At 56.2% G+C, this 20,235-nt stretch carries 15 protein-coding genes and 1 pseudogene; 8 read left to right on the top strand and 8 right to left on the bottom strand.

The features are described 5' to 3' along the window. Nucleotides 1-54: 54 nt before the first annotated feature. Both J2I47_RS05170 and J2I47_RS05165 read left to right on the top strand, forming a co-directional pair. A complete protein-coding gene (locus J2I47_RS05170; protein WP_310587627.1) occupies nucleotides 55-2,121 on the top strand; it encodes a putative porin in 2,067 nt (688 codons plus the stop codon). Between the two features lie 57 nt (nucleotides 2,122-2,178). Continuing rightward, the gene (locus tag J2I47_RS05165) at nucleotides 2,179-2,916 is read left to right on the top strand and encodes a 5'-methylthioadenosine/adenosylhomocysteine nucleosidase (RefSeq protein WP_207363486.1); all 738 of its coding nucleotides are present in this window, start codon (nucleotides 2,179-2,181) and stop codon (nucleotides 2,914-2,916) included. Nucleotides 2,917-3,002: 86 nt separating this feature from the next. Here the strand turns inward: J2I47_RS05165 and leuS are convergent, their stop codons facing one another. Continuing rightward, a complete protein-coding gene (leuS, locus tag J2I47_RS05160; protein ID WP_207363806.1) occupies nucleotides 3,003-5,942 on the bottom strand; it encodes a leucine--tRNA ligase in 2,940 nt (979 codons plus the stop codon). Between the two features lie 318 nt (nucleotides 5,943-6,260). Here leuS and J2I47_RS05155 point away from each other — a divergent pair, with 318 nt between their 5' ends. The 4 genes and pseudogenes from J2I47_RS05155 to J2I47_RS05135 all read left to right on the top strand — a co-directional run bounded on the left by J2I47_RS05155 (nucleotide 6,261) and on the right by J2I47_RS05135 (nucleotide 10,361). Then, on the top strand, nucleotides 6,261-6,512 hold the full coding sequence (locus J2I47_RS05155; protein WP_207363485.1) for a hypothetical protein: 252 nt from the start codon (nucleotides 6,261-6,263) through the stop codon (nucleotides 6,510-6,512). Between the two features lie 3 nt (nucleotides 6,513-6,515). Then, a pseudogene (locus tag J2I47_RS26485) lies at nucleotides 6,516-7,058 on the top strand (zeta toxin family protein). A gap of 63 nt (nucleotides 7,059-7,121) precedes the next feature. After that, nucleotides 7,122-7,358: a hypothetical protein gene (locus J2I47_RS05140; protein ID WP_207363482.1), complete on the top strand. Its 237-nt coding sequence runs from the start codon at nucleotides 7,122-7,124 to the stop codon at nucleotides 7,356-7,358. A 51-nt stretch (nucleotides 7,359-7,409) separates the two neighbouring features. Then, the gene (locus tag J2I47_RS05135) at nucleotides 7,410-10,361 is read left to right on the top strand and encodes a PD-(D/E)XK nuclease family protein (protein ID WP_310587625.1); all 2,952 of its coding nucleotides are present in this window, start codon (nucleotides 7,410-7,412) and stop codon (nucleotides 10,359-10,361) included. Between the two features lie 78 nt (nucleotides 10,362-10,439). On the opposite strand, the gene J2I47_RS05130 is transcribed toward J2I47_RS05135, so the two are convergent. Next, complete coding sequence (locus J2I47_RS05130; RefSeq protein WP_207363804.1) at nucleotides 10,440-11,372, bottom strand: histone deacetylase family protein; 933 nt, start codon at nucleotides 11,370-11,372, stop codon at nucleotides 10,440-10,442. Between the two features lie 184 nt (nucleotides 11,373-11,556). Here J2I47_RS05130 and J2I47_RS05125 point away from each other — a divergent pair, with 184 nt between their 5' ends. After that, entirely contained in the window at nucleotides 11,557-11,985 is a 429-nt protein-coding gene (locus J2I47_RS05125; protein ID WP_207363481.1) for a hypothetical protein, read from the top strand. A gap of 98 nt (nucleotides 11,986-12,083) precedes the next feature. On the opposite strand, the gene J2I47_RS05120 is transcribed toward J2I47_RS05125, so the two are convergent. The 6 genes from J2I47_RS05120 to J2I47_RS05095 all read right to left on the bottom strand — a co-directional run bounded on the left by J2I47_RS05120 (nucleotide 12,084) and on the right by J2I47_RS05095 (nucleotide 19,266). After that, nucleotides 12,084-13,160: an alpha/beta hydrolase gene (locus tag J2I47_RS05120; protein WP_207363480.1), complete on the bottom strand. Its 1,077-nt coding sequence runs from the start codon at nucleotides 13,158-13,160 to the stop codon at nucleotides 12,084-12,086. Between the two features lie 58 nt (nucleotides 13,161-13,218). Continuing rightward, nucleotides 13,219-13,917 carry an L-ribulose-5-phosphate 4-epimerase gene (locus J2I47_RS05115; protein ID WP_207363479.1) on the bottom strand — a complete coding sequence of 233 codons (699 nt, stop codon included), beginning with the start codon at nucleotides 13,915-13,917 and terminating at the stop codon, nucleotides 13,219-13,221. A 17-nt stretch (nucleotides 13,918-13,934) separates the two neighbouring features. Beyond that, nucleotides 13,935-15,425 carry an L-arabinose isomerase gene (araA, locus tag J2I47_RS05110; protein WP_207363478.1) on the bottom strand — a complete coding sequence of 497 codons (1,491 nt, stop codon included), beginning with the start codon at nucleotides 15,423-15,425 and terminating at the stop codon, nucleotides 13,935-13,937. A 35-nt stretch (nucleotides 15,426-15,460) separates the two neighbouring features. Beyond that, nucleotides 15,461-17,122 carry a ribulokinase gene (locus J2I47_RS05105; RefSeq protein ID WP_207363477.1) on the bottom strand — a complete coding sequence of 554 codons (1,662 nt, stop codon included), beginning with the start codon at nucleotides 17,120-17,122 and terminating at the stop codon, nucleotides 15,461-15,463. 145 nt (nucleotides 17,123-17,267) lie between these two features. After that, nucleotides 17,268-18,374 (bottom strand): ATP-grasp domain-containing protein, encoded by a 1,107-nt coding sequence (locus J2I47_RS05100; RefSeq protein ID WP_207363476.1) that lies wholly within the window; start codon nucleotides 18,372-18,374, stop codon nucleotides 17,268-17,270. Between the two features lie 187 nt (nucleotides 18,375-18,561). Next, nucleotides 18,562-19,266, bottom strand: a complete 705-nt coding sequence (locus J2I47_RS05095) for an esterase family protein (protein ID WP_207363475.1) — start codon at nucleotides 19,264-19,266, stop codon at nucleotides 18,562-18,564. 100 nt (nucleotides 19,267-19,366) lie between these two features. On the opposite strand from J2I47_RS05095, the gene J2I47_RS05090 reads away from it, so the two are divergent. After that, nucleotides 19,367-20,215, top strand: a complete 849-nt coding sequence (locus tag J2I47_RS05090; protein ID WP_207363474.1) for an alpha/beta hydrolase — start codon at nucleotides 19,367-19,369, stop codon at nucleotides 20,213-20,215. The last annotated feature ends 20 nt before the right edge of the window (nucleotides 20,216-20,235 follow it).

Genomic DNA, 20,235 nt, shown 5'->3' with positions numbered 1-20,235 from the left:
GTAACAAGCGTTGCCGTGGCGGTATTAGTTATGAGGGGTTGCCTACGACTTTTTGTGTGTTTATTGATTTGGGGTATCGCTGGTTCAGCCTGGGCGCAGCAGTTTCCCGGCAGTGGTTCAGGCGGAACGTTACAACCAGGCAGTTTTCCCGGCATGTCGCCGGGAACGTCGACGGGGGGCGGGCGGCCCGGTGGGTCGGGAGCGGGTGTAGGACTTGACGACTCGACGAAGGTGATCTACGGCCCCAAAACCACCCGTTTTTTCCTAGAAAGCGACATTTTCAACAACCGTAAAAAGCTTTACATCACCGATACAGCCCTGGTTGGTACGCACCAGTTTGAATACACCCGCCGCAACCAAAACCTCTACACCGATTTGGGCAATCTGGGTACGCCTATGCGCCCGGTTTTTTACCAGACGCCCACGCAAATTGGTCAGCAGCAGGGCTATTACGTCTTCACCCCCTACGCGTTCAACACCGAGACAGTCCGGTATTACGACACCAAATCGCCATTTACTGATATGTACCTGGCCCTGGGGGCGCGCAATCAGAACATCCTGAATTTCGATTTCACCCAGAACATCAGTCAACGCTTCAACGCCGGGTTTAACGTGCAGCGGTTTACGTCGGAAAAGCAGTTTGGCTTAGGCTCGGCCCGGACGCAGACCGAACGGCTGCTGGCGCAAAACTGGGGGGTACTGCTCCACGCCAATTACCGCACCGAAGATGACCGCTACACACTGCTGGTGCACTTTAACCACATGAACCACAGCCTGCCCGAACAGGGCGGCAGCGTACCTACCACCCGCCCCGACGGCACGGTGCTGGCTTTTGATTATGAAGGGCAGGCCAAGCTGGTGGGTACTTTGGGCTGGGAACGCCACAGCGACGTGCATATTTACCAGCAATATGTACCGGCGCAGGGGTTTCAGTTCTTCCACCGACTTGATTACCAGTACCACGTCAACAATTACCGAGACGATCAGCTGAGGTCGAACCTTGATTTTGCCAAAGGATTTTACCCCGTTTCGATGACCAGCACAAACCGACCGCAGCAGTTTCTCGACTCGGCCCGTATTCAGCAGGATGTGTTCTGGAAAGCCCTCGATAACACGTTCGGCATCAAGGGAATATATGCCCGTGGCAAGTCGGCGTTCAATTACCGACTCTACTACCGGCCCCGCCTTTTCTCGCAGACGTCGCAGTACAATCAGGCATCCAGAATAGACACCCTCAGGACCAGGACAACCTCAACGGTGTCAACCTCAAGCGTAACGACCGTTACGCAGTTGGGCGAATACGACAATACGAAACTAGAGAACTACATAGGCGGGTGGCTGGGCTATTATTTCCCCGACAGCCTCTCGCGCCTCACCGCCGAAGCCGAGTACCTGTTGGGCGGGGGGTACCGGTTGCAGGGACTTTTGGAAAGCAAAAACTTCACGGCAGGATTCACCAGTCTTCAGGCTGCCCCCACCCTGATTTCGCAACGGTTTATCAGCAACAATTACAGCTGGACCAACAACTTTGGCCTGCGACGAACGCAACATGCCTATGGTCAGTTTTCGGTGCGCTACAAAAATGTGACCGCCACCCCCGGTGCCGATTTCTGGCTGTTGGGCAACTATGTCTATTTCGACGAAAAAGGGGTGCCACAACAGAATAAAGGGGAGTTCTCCATGTTCAGAACGGGACTGGGGCTAAGTTATAAAACGCCTCGTTTTCTAGCCAGTACGCAGGTTTATTACACGCCTCTCAACTCTGGTGACGGTATTTTGCGGGTGCCCAAACTATTTGTCAACGCCCGGGTGCAGTATGATTTCATCTACGCCAAAGTGCTGCATATCCAGACGGGCCTGGATGTGCATTACAAGTCGAGCTACTACGCCGATGCCTACATGCCCGTAACCCAACAGTACCACCTGCAAAACGTTCAGGCCGTGGAAGGAGCCCTGCTGGCCGACGTATTCGCCAATATGCGGGTAAACCGGGTGCGGTTTTTCCTGAAGTTGAGCCACGCTAACCAGGGCCTGTTCGGGCCGGGCTACTACGTCTCGCCGGGTTTCCCCCAAATTCAGCATGGCCTTTGCTTTGGCGTCGACTGGCTGCTGTTTGATTAAAGTCTGGCCTAGAGCGCGAAGCTATTCCAGATACAGCCCTATTAGTCAATTCAACAAATGACAAACATCACCGCCCTGTTGGGTGCTTTTGGCGAAGAAGTAAAACTGATTGAAGACTCCCTTGACCATGCTGATGTGGTGGAGCTACACGGTCACCGGTTTGTGACGGGTATGCTTGGGCAGCAGCGGGTGGTGGTGACGCTCACGGGCATTGGCAAAACCAACGCGGCCATGGCTACGGGGCTGGTAATGGCCCATTTCCGGCCCAGCCGTGTTATTTTTACGGGCATTGCAGGGGGCGTAAACCCGGCCCTGCAACCGGGCGACCTGGTCATTGGCGGCGATGTGGGTTACCACGACGTGCGGTCGGTGACGCTGACGATGGAGCCTACGCGCCAAACCATGCACCCGGTCACGTACGCCCTGAATCCGCTTTATTTTCCCGCCGACCCAACTCTGCTGGCACTAGCACAACAGGCCGCACAAGTCATTGACTTTGATACTGTTCCCGGAAAAAAACGCCCGCCCAGCGTGCACGTGGGGCGCATCCTGACCGGCGACGAGTTCATTCATTCGGCCAGCCGCGCCACGGCGCTGCGCGACGAATATGGGGCCGACGCCATCGAGATGGAAGGTGCCGCCGTAGCGCAGGTGTGCCATCAGATGGGTATTCCCTGCCTCGTAATCCGCAGCCTCAGCGACAACGCCGACAGCCACGCCGTCATCGACCTTCTTGCTTTCCTCAGCACCGCCGCCCGCAATTCAGCAAGGCTGGTGAAGGCAATGATGGAGTAAAAATTTTCAGGCTCGTTGTCGCTTGGCAGAGCCAAGCGACAACGGCGTGTCCGGTCTATTCTCTCAATCGCTCATTCACTCATTGATCAAGGTACTACGTTCACGATCCGCTTGGGGACTACAACTACTTTTTTGGGGGCTTTGCCCTCCAGCCACTTGATCACTACTTCGTTGGCCAGTACTTCCTGCTCAATACTTTCGGACGACTGATCGAGGGGGAAGCTGATGGTGGTGCGCACTTTGCCGTTAATCTGAATGGGGTATTCAAAGGCATCTTCGACCAGAAATTGCGGGTTGAAAACGGGGTACGACGCTTTTGACACGGTGCCTGGTTCGTTGCCCAGCGCGGCCCACAGTTCTTCGGCGATGTGCGGCGCGTAGGGAGATAACAGCAGTACCAGGTCCTGCAAAATGGCCCGCTTGTGGCACTTCAACTGCGCTAACTCGTTGACGCACACCATAAACGCCGACACCGACGTGTTGAACGAGAAGTTATCAATGTCTTCCTGCGCCTTTTTGATGGTCTTGTGCAACACCTTCAATTCCTCCCGCGTGGGCGCTTCGTCCGTCACAATCCATTCGCTTTGAGCATCCTGGTTTTCACCGTTGGGTGCAACTTTATAAAACAGCCGCCACAGTTTCCGAATGAACCGATATGTGCCGTCGATGCCGTTCGTATTCCAGGGTTTCGCCTGTTCCAGCGGCCCCAAAAACATCTCATACAACCGCAGCACGTCGGCCCCGTAACGTTCGGCTACATCGTCGGGGTTGACCACGTTGTACTTCGATTTCGACATTTTTTCCACGGCGAATCCGCAGACATACGTGCCGTTTGGTTCGAGGATAAATGTCGCGTCCGCATTGTCGGCAGACCATTTTTTGAATGCTTCCGTATCAAGTACATCGTTATCGACAATGTTCACGTCGACGTAAAGCTCCACTGTTTCGTACTGATCTTTCAGGCCAAATGACACGTAAACGGGGGGCACGCCGGGCATGCCGGTACCAATTTGACGATACACGAAATTGCTCCGGCCCTGGATCATACCCTGATTGATGAGCTTTCTAAACGGCTCTTCCTCAGGCACATAGCCCCGATCTTTCAGGAATTTATTCCAGAAGCGGCTGTAGAGCAGGTGGCCCGTGGCGTGTTCGGTGCCGCCGATATAGAGGTCTACGTTTTTCCAGTAGGCAATGGCTTCAGAAGAGGCAAATTCGTGGTCATTCTGCGGATCCATGTACCGGTACCAGTACCACGACGACCCCGCCCAGCCGGGCATGGTGCTTAACTCATATTGATAGTTCTCCTTATACTTCCAGTCTTCGGCGCGGCCCAGTGGGGGTTCGCCGGTTTCAGTGGGGAGGTATTTGTCCACGGCGGGGAGTTCCAGCGGCAGATCGGCCTCGTCGATGAGGTAGGGAAGCGGTTCGCCCTGCTCGTTCGGCGAATCCACGCGGGGCTTGAAATAAACGGGTACGGGTTCGCCCCAGTAGCGTTGGCGGCTGAACACGGCGTCGCGCATCCGGTAATTGACTTTGCCTTTGCCTGCCCCTTTGGCTTCCAATGCCGCAATCAATTTCGCCGTAGCCTCGGCGTAGGTCAGGCCATTGATCAGTTCCGAATTGATGTAGTGGCCTTCCTTGGTATTATCGGCCTGCTCATCGAGGTTCTTCTGGGCGTCGAGAACGGGTACGATGGGCAGATTATACTGCTTCGCAAAGAGGTAGTCGCGCTGATCGCCGGAGGGTACGGCCATCACCGCGCCCGTTCCGTAGCCCGCCAGCACGTAGTCGGCCAGCCAGATCGGCACCTGTTCGCCGCTGATGGGATTGATGCAATAGCTACCCGTAAACACCCCAGACACGGTTTTGCCCTCCGCCATCCGGTCCCGCTCCGACCGCAGTTTCGCCGCCGCCACGTATGCCTCCACCACCTCACGCTGTTCAGGCGTAGTCAACTCGTTAACCAGTTCATGCTCAGGGGCCAGCACCATAAACGTGACGCCATACAGCGTATCCACGCGGGTGGTGAAAACGTCTATTGATTTACGATTTACGATGGACGAATTACGATTTTTCACTGCGTCAGGATGGTGTTTAGTAGAACCATCATTCGTAAATCGTAAATCGTAAATCGTAAATCTAACGCTCGCTCCCACGCTCCGGCCAATCCAGTTGCGTTGCTGCTCTTTGATGGATTCGGTCCAGTCGATGGTGTCGAGGCCGTAGAGCAGGCGGTCGGCGTAGGCAGTGATGCGCATCATCCACTGCCGCATCAGTTTCTGCTCAACGGGATATCCGCCCCGCTCCGACACCCGCGTGCCGTTGGGTCCGTCTTTTACTTCGTCGTTGGCCAGCACCGTACCCAGGCCGGGGCACCAGTTCACCACCGCGTCGGCCACGTAGGTGAGGCGGTAGTTGAGGGTGATGGCATACTGTTCGGTTTCGGTTTTGGCGTTCCATTCTTCGGCGGTAAACTGCGGCAGGCCGTCGGCCGTAACCGCATTGACACCCGCCGTACCGTTCTGGGCAAACTTGGCCGTCAGCGTCTCAATGGGTTCGGCTTTGTCGGTATCGCGGTTATACCACGACCGGAACAGTTCCATGAAAATCCACTGTGTCCACTTGTAATAGCTGGGGTCAGACGTGCGCACTTCCCGACTCCAGTCGTAGCTGAAGCCAATGTTTTTCAGTTGCTCAATATAGCGCGTCAGGTTAACCTCCGTGGTGAGGGCGGGGTGCTGCCCCGTCTGAATGGCGTATTGTTCGGCGGGAAGGCCAAAGCTGTCGAAGCCCATCGGGTGCAACACGTTGAACCCTTTCAGCCGCTTGTACCGCGCCACAATATCGGAGGCGATATAACCCAGTGGATGCCCCACATGCAACCCCGCCCCCGACGGGTAGGGAAACATATCGAGGACATAATATTTTTCCTTGTCAGATTGATTGTCAGTCTTGTAGGTCTGGTTTTGTTCCCAGAACCGCTGCCATTTCAATTCGGTCTCGCGGTGGTTATAATCGGCCATTTCGGAATATATAATGAAGAATCGGTCGGGGACGCCCAGTCCGCCGATGCGGTACAATGAATAATGACTCTTCATGAAGACCCTGTTATTCACGTCACTTTCGTGCAAAAATAGCCTATTGGGCGGGATTGTGGGGCACAAACGGCGGTGACTTCCATTTTCTGAAGGGGGACTGCCAGGCCCAGCGGGTCGTAACATCGGTACGATTCAATAACAAACTACTATCTTGCAATGGGTTGATCAAACGAGCTAATCATAGCCGCTAAAGAATTTAACGATTGGGTAAAAGGCGATGTCGCCATCGAAATCATCGGCAAAATGATTGCGGAGGCAAATGGAAAGTTGAATCAGTTACTGGATTCATTCGAGGAGCAAGGCATTAATGAAGAAGACGAGTCTGTACAAAATGATCCTCGCTATAAAGCCATGATTCAACAACTGGATGTGTACGACGACGAAATTCAGGCCATTTATGCAGGAAAAGACACAGCCTCTATTTTTGACAAAGTGACTACGGTTTACGCCCCCCATATCAAACAACAGTACACTTTTGCGGCTGTGCCCCGCTGACCAATGCCGCTAGCTGATTTTACACGTCGCCAATTTGATCGCCAAAAAAAGCGGATAAGCCGAAAATTATTCAAACGAGTTCAGCCTCAGTTAATCGATAGGCCGAAAGGTATATTATTGGGAGGGCAGCCAGCCTCTGGTAAAACAAATCTGATCGAGACGATCAAACGACGAATGGCTGAACGCCAATTTGTCGTTATCAACGGCGACGAATTCCGGGTATATCATCCTAACTACAACGCCATTTACAGCCAATACGGCACCGAAGCACCGCACCACACCCAGCCATTTTCCAACGCGCTGGTGGAATAGGCCAAGAATGAATGCCTGACAAAAGGCTATAATTTCATCGTGGAGGGCACCATGCGCAACTTTTCGGTCATCCAAAATACGGTATCGGAGTTGCTGGCGCACGGTTTTCGGGCCGAACTTCACGCGCTTGCCATTCCACGCGTTGAAAGCCTATTGGGTATTTTTGACCGCTACGAGCGCGACATGACACAGACGCATATAGGGCGTTTTTCGGCCATTGCCGTGCATGATTAGGCGTATCATAATATACCCGCCAACCTGAACCGGGCTACCCGCGAACTAGCCGTTGACCGGTTTGTGGTCTACCGGCGTGATCTCGCCAACGAATTAGTCACCTGCATAGACACCGCCGATATGACCAATCTGGACACTGTCGATTTCAACGGCCTGTTTGCACAAGTACGTCAGCCACAACGCGATGCTGCCTTTTATACGGACAAATACAACGCTTTGCTGCAATCAGCGACGCAGCGGGGTGAGACCAATCAGGCTTATTTAGCGCAACTGACAGCCCTGGCGGGGCAACTTTCGTGACGGAGCTTTGCCGGGACGGGGTTATCTTTACTTAGTTAAGCCCATACCGCCGTGACCTTCCTGCAACAAACTGCCCAACTTATTTTCGCGCAACATCAACACCAGATGGATCACGTCTGGGTGATTTTGCCCACGCGGCGGGCCGTTTCGGTGTTTAATCAGGAACTGGCCGAGCTTACCGACCGGCCCATGCTGGCCCCCCACGCCGTAGCCGTCGATGACTTCATTACTGAAGCCGCCGACGTGCAGATCATCGACTCGGTCAGCCTGCTGTTTGAGTTGTATGACGTGTTTCAGCAACTGGAACACCAGGTCGAATTCGACAAATTTGTGGGCTGGGCCTCTATTCTGCTGACCGATTTCGACCGGATCGACCAGTTTCTGATCGATGCCGACAAGCTATTTGGCTACCTCACGGAAGCCAAACGCCTCGAAACCTGGAACTTGCAACTACCGTCGGGGGCGGCGCCGGTCGTTAATACGCCCGTTACGAGCCAGTATTTCAAGCTCTTCACCAACCTCAAAGACGCTTACCACCGGCTGCGCGAACGCCTGACAGCCAAGGGCTTGGCTTACAGGGGCATGGCCTACCGGCTGCTGGCCAACGAAGTAGAAGCCCGATTGCTGGGCAACCCGCTCTACGAGAAAATTTACTTTGTTGGGTTCAACGCGCTCAGTGCCGCCGAAGAGCAGATTATCAGGGTGCTGACCAAAGCGAACAAGGCCGAACTGATCTGGGACACCGACGCCTACTACATGCAGAACGGGCGGCAGGAGGCGGGTGTTTTTCTGCGGAAGTACAAGCAGATAGGCCTGCCCGGCTTTAAAGATCGCAGTGGCGGGCCGGGGCTGGGCAACACCGTCACAACCGGGCGTGACCTCACCGAAACGCCGGGCCGCACCTACCGCATGGTGGGGGTACCTACGGCCTCGTTGCAGGCCAAACTGGCGGGGCAGCTGGTGAGCGAAACCCCAACGGTGGGAGGCCACACGCCCCGCACCGCCGTGGTCCTGGCCGACGAAACACTGCTGATTCCCGTGCTGTATTCGCTGAACGAGACCGTACGCGACCTCAACGTTACGATGGGTCTCAGCCTGCGCCATTCGCTGCTGTTCACCCTCGTCGACACGCTGTTCGAGTTACAACGCACGCTGGTCCGCTTCAACGACCCCGGCGGACAATCGATACCCAAGTTTCACCATCGGCAGGTGACCAAGTTGCTGAACCATCCGTTCGTCCGGCAATATGCCACCATCAACGAACTGCTGGCACCCGACCAACCCAACGAACTACCTAAACCACTGATCGACTGGCTGTTGGGTGAACTGATTTCGGGCAAACGGGCCTACCTGAGCAGCGACGAACTGCGGGCGCTGGGGCAGCAGGACGCGCTGTTTGGTATCCTGTTTACTCCCTGGCCCGACCATGACCCCACACTGGCGATTCAGGCGCTGTACGAGTTGATCGACCTGCTCCGCGATGTGTATCGCGAGGGGCAGGACACGATTGAAATTGAATACCTGTACCTGTTTTTTAGCCTGCTGAAGCAACTGGAAACCACGCTTCGGCAGCAGGCGCAGCAGACCGGCGCCCCGGGAGGCCGAACCCCGGCCGTGACGCTGAAAAGTTTCCGGCAATTTCTGAACGAGTTGATCCGCCAAACCACCATCCCCTTCACCAGTGAGGGCGACAGTCCTGTGCAGTTGATGGGTTTGCTGGAAACGCGGGGGCTTGATTTTGAGCGGGTTATCGTGCTGTCGGCCAACGAGGGCGTACTACCTCAGGCCCGGAAGCACAACTCGCTGATTCCGTTTGACATAGCTCTTGAAGTAGGCCTGCCCACCTACCGCGAACAGGAGTCGATTACGGCTTATCACCTCTACCGCCTGCTGCAACGGGCCAAAGACGTCACGTTCCTGTATACCACCACGCCCGACGCCTATGGCAACGGCAAGGGAGAACCCAGCCGTTTTTTGCGGCAGATCGAACACGAACTGGTGCCCGCCGCCAACGGCACCATTACACTGTTTAAACCTGGTCTCCGGCTCGCGGCAGGGGCAGATCGGCAGGAAGCCGCGCTCTTGCAAGTGCAAAAAAGCGACGCGATCAAGGCGAAATTGACAACGTACCTGACCAAGCACGGCATCTATCCCACGCACCTGAATCAGTACGTATCCTGCGGGATGCAGTTCTATTTTCACAAGCTGGTCAACATCCGCGAAGAGCGCGACCTCGACGAACACATCGGTACCGACGAGTTTGGTACCTGGATGCACGAGACCCTGGAAGCCATCGACCGCGACTACCGGATGCGCCAACTGCCTGTCACAAAAGACATTGTCTTACAGGTATTGAAAGAACAATACGCCAAGGTGATGTCGGGGCGAGTGGCCGATACGGGGTACAATTTGCTGTTCTACAAACTGGCCGAAGACATTATGGTGCAGTTTCAGCAGTTCCAGAACGAGGAAACAGCCCGACGGGGCATTCGCATTCTCGGGCTGGAGGAACACTTTGCCACTACTCTGCCCGTCGATATTGGCGGTGGTACCATCGTTCACGTGCGTATTGGCGGGAAACTCGACCGCACCGAGCAGTTGGATAACGGCACGATTCGCATTGTCGACTACAAAACCGGCAAGGTGGAACTGCCCGTGAAAATGCCCAACCTGCGCGAGTCGATCACCGACGCAGCCGAAGGCAGATGGGACAAAATCAGGCAGCTTTGGCTGTATAAGTATCTGTTTCTCAAGAGCGGGCGTGCCAATGGTTACCCCGTCGAAGCGGGTTTTTACTCGTTCCGCGCCGACCCCGCTACCCCCCAGTTCAAGACCAACCGCGTGGCCTTTTCCGACGACAACGACCACGCAACGTACATCGAAGAATCGGAAAAGCTCATCACCATTTTCGTGCAGCGTATGTTCTCCGACGACCCCTTTACGATGACCACCAACCTCGCCGCCTGCGAGTTTTGCCAGTACACGAAAATCTGCGGGAGGTAGGAAGGGTTTTACAGTTTGCTGTTTTCTGTTGCTTCGCCAGCTTAGTGGTACATCGCGAAGCAACAGAAAACTGTAAACTTAAAAATACAGATTCGCCGCTACCCGGAACGTGTTGCAATGGGCATCTACGATGTCGGCGACGCGGGGAGAATAGCCGCCGCCCATGGAGACTACAATGGGCAGGTTGTGTTTCCGGGCCTGTTCAAAGACAAATTCGTCGCGTTGCTTCACCCCCGCCATCGACACGCTCAGTTTGCCCAGGCGGTCGGTGGCCAGGATATCTACGCCTGCTACGTAGAACAAAAAATCTGGCTGTTCAATAGCCAGCAGGCGGGGCAGCGTGTCGTAGAGGGTGTTCAGAAATACGTCGTCGCCGGTGCCGGTTAGCAGCGGAATGTCGAGGTCCGATTGCTCTTTTTTGAGTGGATAGTTGTCTTTACCGTGCATACTGAACGTAAACACGCGCGGCTCATGCCCAAACATCACCGCCGTACCGTTGCCCTGATGCACGTCGAGGTCGATCACCAGAATCTTGCGCGACTGCCCTGTTTCAAGCAGGTAATGGGCCGCCACCCCCACGTCGTTAAGCATGCAGAAACCTTCGCCATGGTCGGGGTAGGCGTGGTGGGTGCCGCCCGCCACGTTCATCGCCACGCCATCGCGGCGGGCGTAGTGGGTGCAGTCGAGGGTGCCCTGCGTGATCACCCATTCGCGTTCGATGAGGCGCGGCGACATTGGAAAACCAATACGACGCACCATCCGGGCATCTACGGTCTGCGTTTTCAGGGCGTGGACGTACTCGGGCGTATGAACGCCCAGTACCCACCGGTCGTCGATGGGGCCGGGAGCGAAGAAATTAGCCTCGGTGCAGGTGCCGTCATAAAGAAGCTGTTCGTGAATCAGCTCGTATTTAATCATCGGAAACCGATGCGGTTCGCCGGGTTCATTGCCACGGGGCGGGCTGGCGGGAAGTTCGTGTTTGTAGAGCGGCGCGTAGGCAATCTGAAGCATGAAAATAGGGGTGGGTAACAGCAGGACCGTTGAATAAAAGTTGACGTCTGCATACGTGTTGAGTCTCAAGGGGTAGACGATAATTTCGTAGATTCATCATTCCGTTACCTCTGTTTGGAGAAACCCTAAGCAGCTCACAACGGTTTGGTCTGTACGTCATCTACCAACATATCTTCATCAACCTATGAACATCGAACTTTCTACATCTACCGAGGCCGCACCCTTCGATCTGCTGGACGTACTGGTGCAAAATCGCAGAGACCGCGATGATGACCGTTCGTTGTTGTCGCTGCATTTTTTGGGTCAGCGGGGGCCCCAGACCGAGCGGTTAAAAATGCCGCTGCTGACTTGGTTCGATGCCCATCAGCTACAGTCGTTCACCCGTCAGTTGGCCAATGCCGGTAACCGACCCGACCGTTGCGAAATGGACCTGCCCGATGCAGGCCTGCGCCTGATTGCTACCGGCCAAAACCGCCGCTCGATCCGCGTTGAACCCATGCCCACGGCCTCGCGCCGGTTTGCGCCCGTTACCATCAACGGCACGCCCTCCGGCCTGCGCGACTACGCCAAAGTGCTTTACTCCCGCCTCTGGGAAGCCTTCTGCCGAGGGTAGTAAAGGGAATGTACCGCAGCGGCGGACCGCAATGAATAATGCACAATGTACAATGGCTTTGCGCTCAGACCTTCTCATGCAAAGCCATTGTGCATTATTCATTGTACATTGAAAAACAGCCACGCCACGGCTTTGCCGAACTCGCGGCTCCAGCGCCACTCTTCATGTTTACCGGCTGGGTCAACGGCTATTTGCAGGTAGGCGCACTCATCTTCTGTGGCACATTGCAGACTGTTTTGCAGGCGGTGAAGCGTCGGCACCATATTCCTTGATTCAGCCTCGCCGCCGTAGAGGTAAATTTTCGTGTCGGCGGGTAGGGGTTGTTGCCGGGCAGCGGCGTACACGCCCGGCGATATCCAGAGTGCGGGCGAAAACACCAGCCACCGCCCGAAGACATCAGGCCGACGCAGCCCCGCCCAAACTGCCAGCAACCCACCCAATGATGACCCACCAATACCCGTATGGGCCGCATCGGGCAGGGTCCGGTAGTTCGCGTCGATATGCGCTTTGACGGTGTTCACCAGAAAATTGATATGCGCATCACCCTTACCCAGACCCGCCTTTCTGGCCTCGACAGTGTACTCCCCCATCCGCGCTTCGTCTGCATGGTCTACGGCCACGATAATCACCCCCTGCTGACCACGACTCGCCAGCTGCGCCATTCTGAACTCGGCCTTCCAGGAACCATAGCCAGACCCTTCGCCGACAATATTCTGACCGTCAGTCATGTACAGCACAGGATACGCCTGGTCACTAGTGACATAGTCATAAGGCAACGCCACCTGCACCCGGCGTGGTTCGGGTTGGTCAGGTTCATCAATGTATAGTACCTGCTCGATGGGTAGGTGGGCCGGATTGATCGGCAGCCCGTTCCATTGCCAGAATGGCACATAGTCTTTCTCCAGTCCATCGGCGCGGTTGGCGGTGCGGTTAGGCGTTAGTTCGCCTTCGTCATCCAGTTCCAGACTTCCCTCACCACCCCGGTAATATTTATAGTCAAGCCCGTCGGGCAGGGATTCGTCCAGCAGCACATCAACGGCGTAGGTGCCGGGGCCGGTGGGTTGTAGTTGCGTGGCGTCCAGGCCAGTAGCCCACTCACAAAAGTTACCGGTAACAAACACAGGACGGTCATCGACCGCAGGTGTCGTCAGTTCAAAACGAAACGGAAAAAGCATACCTATAGAACACGTATGCCCACCAAAGTGTGCAAAGTTCTGCTACAAAAAGGCCGGGTTAGCAGCCCTGCCCGTAGTAGGCATCGGTGCCGTGTTTGCGCTGGTAATGCTTCTGGCAAAGGGTATCTTTCAGGCGCTGCGTGTCGGCGTTTAGTTGCAGGGTCAGGTGCGCCATCCGGGCGATTTCTTCCAGCACCGCCGCGTTATACACCGATTTTTCGGCTGTGTCTCCCCACGTGAAAGGCCCGTGGTTTTGCAGCAGCACCATTTCTACCTCTTTGTGCGACAGTGACTTATCGCGAAAAGCATTGATAATCTGGTTGCCCGTTTCATGTTCATAATCGCCCTGAATCATGGCGTCGGTCAGGACAGGGGCGCAGGGAATGTCGTGGTGGGTGTGGTCGGCGTGGGTAGTGCCAAAAAGGGGGATGTCCAGCCCCGCCTGTGCCCAGGCCACGGCATAGGTGCTGTGCGTATGCGTAATGCCCCCGATATCGGACCAGGTTTTGTAGAGCAGGGCGTGGGTTTTGGTGTCTGACGAGGGGCGCAGCGTACCGGCCACTACCCGCGCCTCGTAATCGCAGATGACCATGTCGCTGGGTTTCAGCAGCGCATAGGGTACGCCGCTGGGCTTAATAGCAAACACGCCCCGGCCGCGATCTACCGCGCTGACGTTGCCAAACGTAAACAGGACCAACCCCAGCTTCGGGAGCTGCATGTTGGCTTCATAACATTCATCCTGTAGGGTAGTGTACATGGTATGATGGGACGTCTTTATCGGTGGGCTGCCTCGCTCCAGCGCAGTTCGTTTTTCAACTGACGCAGGTTTGTCTGTTTATCAATGACTACCAGTTCAACGCCAAACATGTCGGCCAGGTCGTCGAGATGGGTTATGGTCAGGTTTTGGCTGTAAACGGTATGGTGCGCCCCACCGGCCATAATCCAGGCGGCGCAGCCGGTGGCCATATCGGGCATGGGTTTCCAGAGGGCGCGGGCAACGGGCAGTTTAGGCAGGGCTTCGGTCACCGTCACCGCCTCTACTTCGTTGACAATCAGCCGAAAACGACTACCCATATCAACCAGCGACACGTTGATGGCAGGCCCCGCCGGGGCGCTGAACACCAGCCGGACGGGATCTGCTTTACCCCCAATACCAAGCGGATGAATTTCGCAGCTCGGTTTACCGGCGGCGATAGACGGGCATATTTCGAGCATATGCGATCCCAGCACCAGCGGGTTTACGGGATCGAAATGGTAGGTATAATCTTCCATGAATGAATTGCCGCCCGGCAGGCCCGCCGCCATCACCTTCATGGTCCGCACCAGGGCCGCCGTTTTCCAGTCGCCCTCGCCGGCAAACCCATAGCCTTCGGCCATAAGCCGCTGGGCCGCAATGCCGGGTAGCTGGGTCATGCCGTGGAGGTCTTCAAACGTATCGGTGAAGGCTCCGAAGCCGCCCTCCTGCAAAAACGTCCGCAGACCAAGCTCAATCCGGGCGGCATTGCGCAGGGATTCGTGCTGTGGTCCCCCCCGTTGCAGGGCCGCCATCAGTGTGTAGCCATCGGCATATGCTTCAACCAGCCGGTCAACGTCAGCGTCTGTCACCTGCCCAATCACGGCCACCAGGTCGCCAATGCCGTGCGTATTAACCGACATACCGAAGGTCATTTCGGCGGCTACTTTGTCGCCTTCGGTGACAGCCACCTGACGCATGTTATCGCCAAAGCGGACCACCTTCAGCGTTTTCAGTTCGTGGGCCGCCACTGCCACCCGCGCCCAGCCTGCCAGCTGCTCAACCACCGACGGGTCCTGCCAGTAGCCAACAACAATTTTCCGGTTCAGCCGCATCCGCGACAGCATGAAGCCAAACTCGCGGTCGCCGTGTGCCGACTGGTTGAGGTTCATGAAATCCATGTCGATAGCCTGCCACGGAATGTCGCGGTTGAACTGCGTGTGCAGGTGCAACAGGGGCTTTTGGAGAATCGTCAGCCCCCGAATCCACATCTTGGCCGGCGAGAATGTGTGCATCCACGTCACCAGGCCCACACAGGCCGGGGTCACGTTGGCGTCCTGACAGATGGCATAAATCTCGTCGGGTGTTTTGACAACGGGCTTGAACACCACCCGCACGGGCATGGCCGCTGCGTTGTCCAAAAAATGGGCGATCATCTGGGAGTGCCCGGCCACTTGCTGCAGGGTCTCTTCGCCATACAGGTGCTGGCTGCCCGTGACGAACCAGATTTCAGCTTGTTTTAGGTTATGCATCAGGTGAGTAACAGATAATACTGACAGTTAAGTAGTTATGCTGGATTCACTGGCCCCGGCGCGGTTTCATTCTCGACAAACGCACCCAGCCTGAGGTATCGGTGATACAGCGTTTCGTAGATAGCCACCTGCGCCGGGCGAGGGTGATAGTGGGCATCGAAGCCCGACCCCATGGCTTGCTGGGCACTGCTCAGGCTGGGGTGAACACCCGCCGCCACCGCCGCAAACATGGCTGCCCCAAGCGCACAGGCCTGGTCGGACTGCGCCACCTGAATAGGCTTGTTGAGCACGTCGGCCAGGGTCTGCATTACAAAGGGCGACTTTTTGGCCACCCCTCCTATGGCAATGACCCTTTTGATGGGCACCCCTTCGGCCAGAAACCGCTCCACAATGCTGCGCGACCCAAAGGCCGTGGCTTCTACCAGCGCCTTGAACAGGCGTGGCGCATCGGTGCCCAGGTTCAGCCCGGCCACGGCTGCTTTGAGGGTATGGTTGGCGTCGGGCGTGCGGCGGCCATTGACCCAGTCCAGGGCAATCGGGTCTGCTTCTGTCAGCGGCAGTTGGGCGGCTTCAGTAGCCAGGTAGGGTATCAATTGCTCCGCCAGGGTTGTGGCGGCGTCGTTGCCCAGCAACGCCCGCACCGGCTCGGTGATGAGGCGGGCAAACCAGGCGTACACGTCACCAAAGGCCGATTGCCCCGCCTCCATGCCCAGCATGCCCGGTGCCACCGACCCGTCAACCTGCCCGCAAATACCCCGGATGAGCCGGTGCCCGATGTCGTGGGTAGGCGCCATCAGAATATCGCAGGTCGACGTGCCCATGATGCGCACGAAAGCGTAAGGCTCGATCTCGGCTCCCACCGCGCCCATGTGTGCGTCAAACGCCCCCACGCCGATGACCACGCCGGTCGACAGGCCCAGCTTTTTGGCCCACGCCGCCGAGAGGTTACCCATCGGCTGGTCGGCGGTGTAGGTTTCGGTGAAAAGCCGGTCGCGCAGACCGGCCAGCAACGGGTCTAACCGGGTAAGAAACTCATCGGAGGGCAGGCCGCCAAAATCGCCGTGCCAGAGGGCCTTATGCCCTGCCGCGCAACGTGACCGCCTCAGGCTCAGCGGATTTGTATTACCCGTCAGCACCGCAGAGATCCAGTCACAGTGTTCAACCCACGAAAAAGCCTGTTGCCGAACGGCGGCGTCGACCCGCAGCGTCCGCAGGATTTTGGCCCAGAACCATTCCGACGAGTAAATACCGCCCACGTATTTGGTGTAGTCGGTAGCCCAGTGGTGGGCCAGGTCATTGATCTGCTCTGCTTCGAGGTTGGCGGTATGGTCTTTCCAGAGAATGAACATGCCATTGGGGTTGTCGGCAAAGTCGGGGCGCAGGGCAAGGGGCGTACCTGCTTCATCCACGGCAACGGGTGTTGAACCAGTGGTGTCGACAGAGATACCCGCCACCTGCTGCCGAACGGCATCGGGTACGCTGGCCAGCGCGCCGGTGATGGCCGCTTCAAGCCCTTCGAGGTAATCGAGCGGATGCTGCCGGAACTGAGACTGAGCCGGATCACAATACAACCCCTGCTTCCAGCGCGTGTATTCGTGAACGTGCGTACCTACGGTCTCGCCCGTGCGCGCATCCACGAGCAGGGCACGCACCGAATCGGTGCCAAAATCGACGCCAATAACATACTGACTATTCATATTGACTATGCTTGCTGGAAACAGTGGGGCTGCCGCGACTAGCTGACCCGGCCATTGGCTAAGGTATGGGTTAGACCCGCGTATTAACAAATAGTCCCTTGCCACGTTTCAGCAGCAAGGGACCATCAGACATGGGCAAATAACCCTACTTCTTTTTTTTCGGTTTGTCGTCTTTATCTTTCTTGTCTGACTTCGGTGCCTTTTCGGGGTTGGAATCCTTCTTGGCGGCTTTCTCTTTTACGGGCTGACCTACCTCCATCTTGGCGGCATCGGCTTTCTTGTCTGCTTTGGCTTCGGTCAGGCCCGTGCCCATCACCGACCCCCGCACAAACGTACCCCAGGTAAGGTTGTCTTTGCCTTTTTGCACGCGTTTGGCCCGTTCAATGGCCATGTTGGCGGCGGCTTCCACCACCCAGTCGAAGTTGGCCTGCCCTACCGAGTTTACGTCGGCGTCGGGGGCGGGGTTGCAGAAGTCAATGGCAATGGGGATACCATCCCGCACGGCGAATTCAACCGTATTGAAGTCGTAGCCCAGGCCATGGTTCAGCTTCAGGATATAATCGTGCATGGTGGCCATGAGCTTCTTGCCCGCGTCTCCTGTTGTTTTCATTTCGGCATCGTAGCGCAGGTGGGGGGCGTTGCGGGGTTCGTAGGGCATAATCCGCACGTCTTTGCCGCCAATGCAGTAGCACCGGAAATAGTCGGTGAAGTCGATGGCCTCCTGATAGAGCATCACCAGTTGCCCGGTTTCGTCGTAGGCGCGGAACATCTCCTCGGCGTTGTCTACCTTATAGACGTTTTTCCAGCCCCCGCCTGAGTGCGGTTTCATGAACGCCGGAAAACCAATTCGCTCGAAAATGGCACCCCAGTTCATGTGCTGCAGGTTCGAGAACGACTCATGCTTGGTGTCGTCGGGGCGGTGTTTCGAGGGCAGCAGGATGGTTTTTGGCACCGGCACGCCCAGTTGCACGGCCAGGGCGTTGTTGAAGAATTTCTCGTCGGCACTCCACCAGAAGGGATTGTTCACCACGGCGGTGCCGGTAAGGGCGGCGTTTTTAAGGTATGCTTTGTAGAACGGTACGTCCTGCGAAATACGGTCGATGATAACGGCATAGTCTGTGGCTACGCCCTGCTCTACGCGCTCAATAGATACGGGTTCGGCCTGAAAATCAGACTGCTTCTCGTTAACCCGCTGAACAAAGGCCTCTGGAAACGAGCGTTCCATGCCGTGTAGTACTCCAATTTTTTTCATATGCGTTTATAGGTAAGGGGGACCGGATTGGGCTACTTTTTTGGACAGGATTTGAAGATGGACAGGATTTCCTTTTTTACTCTGAATACAAGCAGTAGAGCAAAGAAAAATCCTGTTCATCCGCAGCGGCGGACCGCCTAAATCCTGCTAATCCTGTCCAAAAAAGTAGCCCAATCCGGTCCCTATTTTAAATGCCATTCAGATACTCCGGGAATTGGCTGCGCCAGACGGGCCAGTCGTGTTCGCCCCAGGGCTTCACGTCGAGCCAGTGATGGATGCCTTTGTTGTGCAGGATACCCGACATCTGGAGGGTTGAGGGCTTACAAAAATCGTATTCCGACGTGCCCAGCACAATGCGCATCTGGTAGAGGTGATCATTTTGGGCGTTGGGCATGTAATCGACGGGGTTGTTAAAGTACACGTTGTCGTCGTAATAGCCATCCATAAATGAGCGTATGTCATATTTGGCACCCATTGTCATCAGGTGCGCCACCTGATCGGGGTGACGAAAGGCGTAGTTAAGCGCCTGAAAACCACCGAAACTACAGCCCGCTACGCCGATTTTGTCTACGCTGCATTCGCGCTGAATATGGGGCACCAGCTCTTCCGAAATGAACCGGTCATAGAGTACGTGGTTCCAGATGCGGGTGCCGGGGTGCAGGTGCCGGGCATACCAGCTGTCTTTGTCGATACTGTCGATGCAATAGAGCTTGATACGGCCCGAATCAATGTGGCCCTGAATGGCGTCGGTCAGCTTAAAATCCTTGGCCTCGTAGTAGCGGCCCATGGTGGTGGGAAACAACAGCACCGGGTACCCCCAATGCCCGTAGACCAGCATCTCGATGTCGCGGCCCAGCCGGTGGGAATAGTACTTACTATAGGATTCTTGCATAGACAAACGGAGAAAAGGCCCGGCGCAAGAACGGACTTTTGGCCAAAATGACGGTAATTTGCCTTCTGTGAATTTATTCTGTAGCCTATTTTTATCCTTTATGCTGACGTCTGCCTCGGCCCAGCCGTCGGCCTCGGTGACGGTATTACCCGACGATTCGCTCGTATCGGTGCCCCTGAACCGGCCCGTTCACCTGACCATCATCCTGCCGCCGGGCTATTCGGAAGCAGGTCCCCTCCTACCGGTACTGTACCTCAACGACGGCCAGGACATTCCCAAACTGCGGATGAACGAGGTGCTCGATTCGCTCTACAAAGCGCAGGCAATCAGCCCCTTTGTGCTGGTGGCCCCCCACGCCAACGTCGACCGGATTCAGGAGTACGGCACCGCCGCCCAGCCCGATTACCTGAACCGGGGCAGCAAAGCAAAAGCCTACACCGACTTTGTGCTGACCGAACTCATGCCCTACGTTCAGCACCATTACCGCGTCTCAACATCCCCCGCCGACAACGTGATTGCGGGATTTTCGCTTGGGGGTCTGTCGGCGTTTGATATGGCGTTTCATCACCCCGACCGGTTCAGCCGGGTAGGTGTTTTTTCGGGATCGTTCTGGTGGCGGTCAAAGGCATTCAACAACGCCTATGACGACGACACCGACCGGATCATGCACAGCCTCATCCGGGCAAGCCCCACCAAACCCGCCCTGACGTTCTGGCTCCAAACCGGCACCCACGACGAAACGAGCGACCGCAACAACAACGGCGTGATCGATTCCATCGACGATACGCTCGACATCATCAAGGCCCTGGAGAAAAAAGGGTTTATCCGCGAAACGCCTGGCAATCAGGGTGATATACGCTACGTGGAAGTGGTCGGCGGTGAACACAACCAGAAAACCTGGAGCGCCATTATGCCCAATTTCCTGACCTGGGCCTTTGGGCAGCGGTAAAGTATGGCAGTGGTCTTGTT

Origin of the sequence: Fibrella rubiginis (assembly GCF_017353185.1) — a bacterium.
Taxonomy (GTDB): Bacteria; Bacteroidota; Bacteroidia; order Cytophagales; family Spirosomataceae; genus Fibrella; species Fibrella rubiginis.
This window is presented reverse-complemented; position numbering and strand designations above follow the sequence as displayed.

Coding starts and splice junctions, on each gene's coding strand:
- J2I47_RS05165 (WP_207363486.1), top strand. CDS start 2,179: ATGACAAACATCACCGCCCTGTTGGGTGCTTTTGGCGAAGAAGTAAAA.
- leuS (WP_207363806.1), bottom strand. CDS start 5,942: ATGGCCGATTATAACCACCGCGAGACCGAATTGAAATGGCAGCGGTTC.
- J2I47_RS05155 (WP_207363485.1), top strand. CDS start 6,261: ATGATTGCGGAGGCAAATGGAAAGTTGAATCAGTTACTGGATTCATTC.
- J2I47_RS05130 (WP_207363804.1), bottom strand. CDS start 11,372: ATGCTTCAGATTGCCTACGCGCCGCTCTACAAACACGAACTTCCCGCC.
- J2I47_RS05125 (WP_207363481.1), top strand. CDS start 11,557: ATGAACATCGAACTTTCTACATCTACCGAGGCCGCACCCTTCGATCTG.
- J2I47_RS05120 (WP_207363480.1), bottom strand. CDS start 13,160: ATGCTTTTTCCGTTTCGTTTTGAACTGACGACACCTGCGGTCGATGAC.
- J2I47_RS05115 (WP_207363479.1), bottom strand. CDS start 13,917: ATGTACACTACCCTACAGGATGAATGTTATGAAGCCAACATGCAGCTC.
- araA (WP_207363478.1), bottom strand. CDS start 15,425: ATGCATAACCTAAAACAAGCTGAAATCTGGTTCGTCACGGGCAGCCAG.
- J2I47_RS05105 (WP_207363477.1), bottom strand. CDS start 17,122: ATGAATAGTCAGTATGTTATTGGCGTCGATTTTGGCACCGATTCGGTG.
- J2I47_RS05100 (WP_207363476.1), bottom strand. CDS start 18,374: ATGAAAAAAATTGGAGTACTACACGGCATGGAACGCTCGTTTCCAGAG.
- J2I47_RS05095 (WP_207363475.1), bottom strand. CDS start 19,266: ATGCAAGAATCCTATAGTAAGTACTATTCCCACCGGCTGGGCCGCGAC.
- J2I47_RS05090 (WP_207363474.1), top strand. CDS start 19,367: ATGCTGACGTCTGCCTCGGCCCAGCCGTCGGCCTCGGTGACGGTATTA.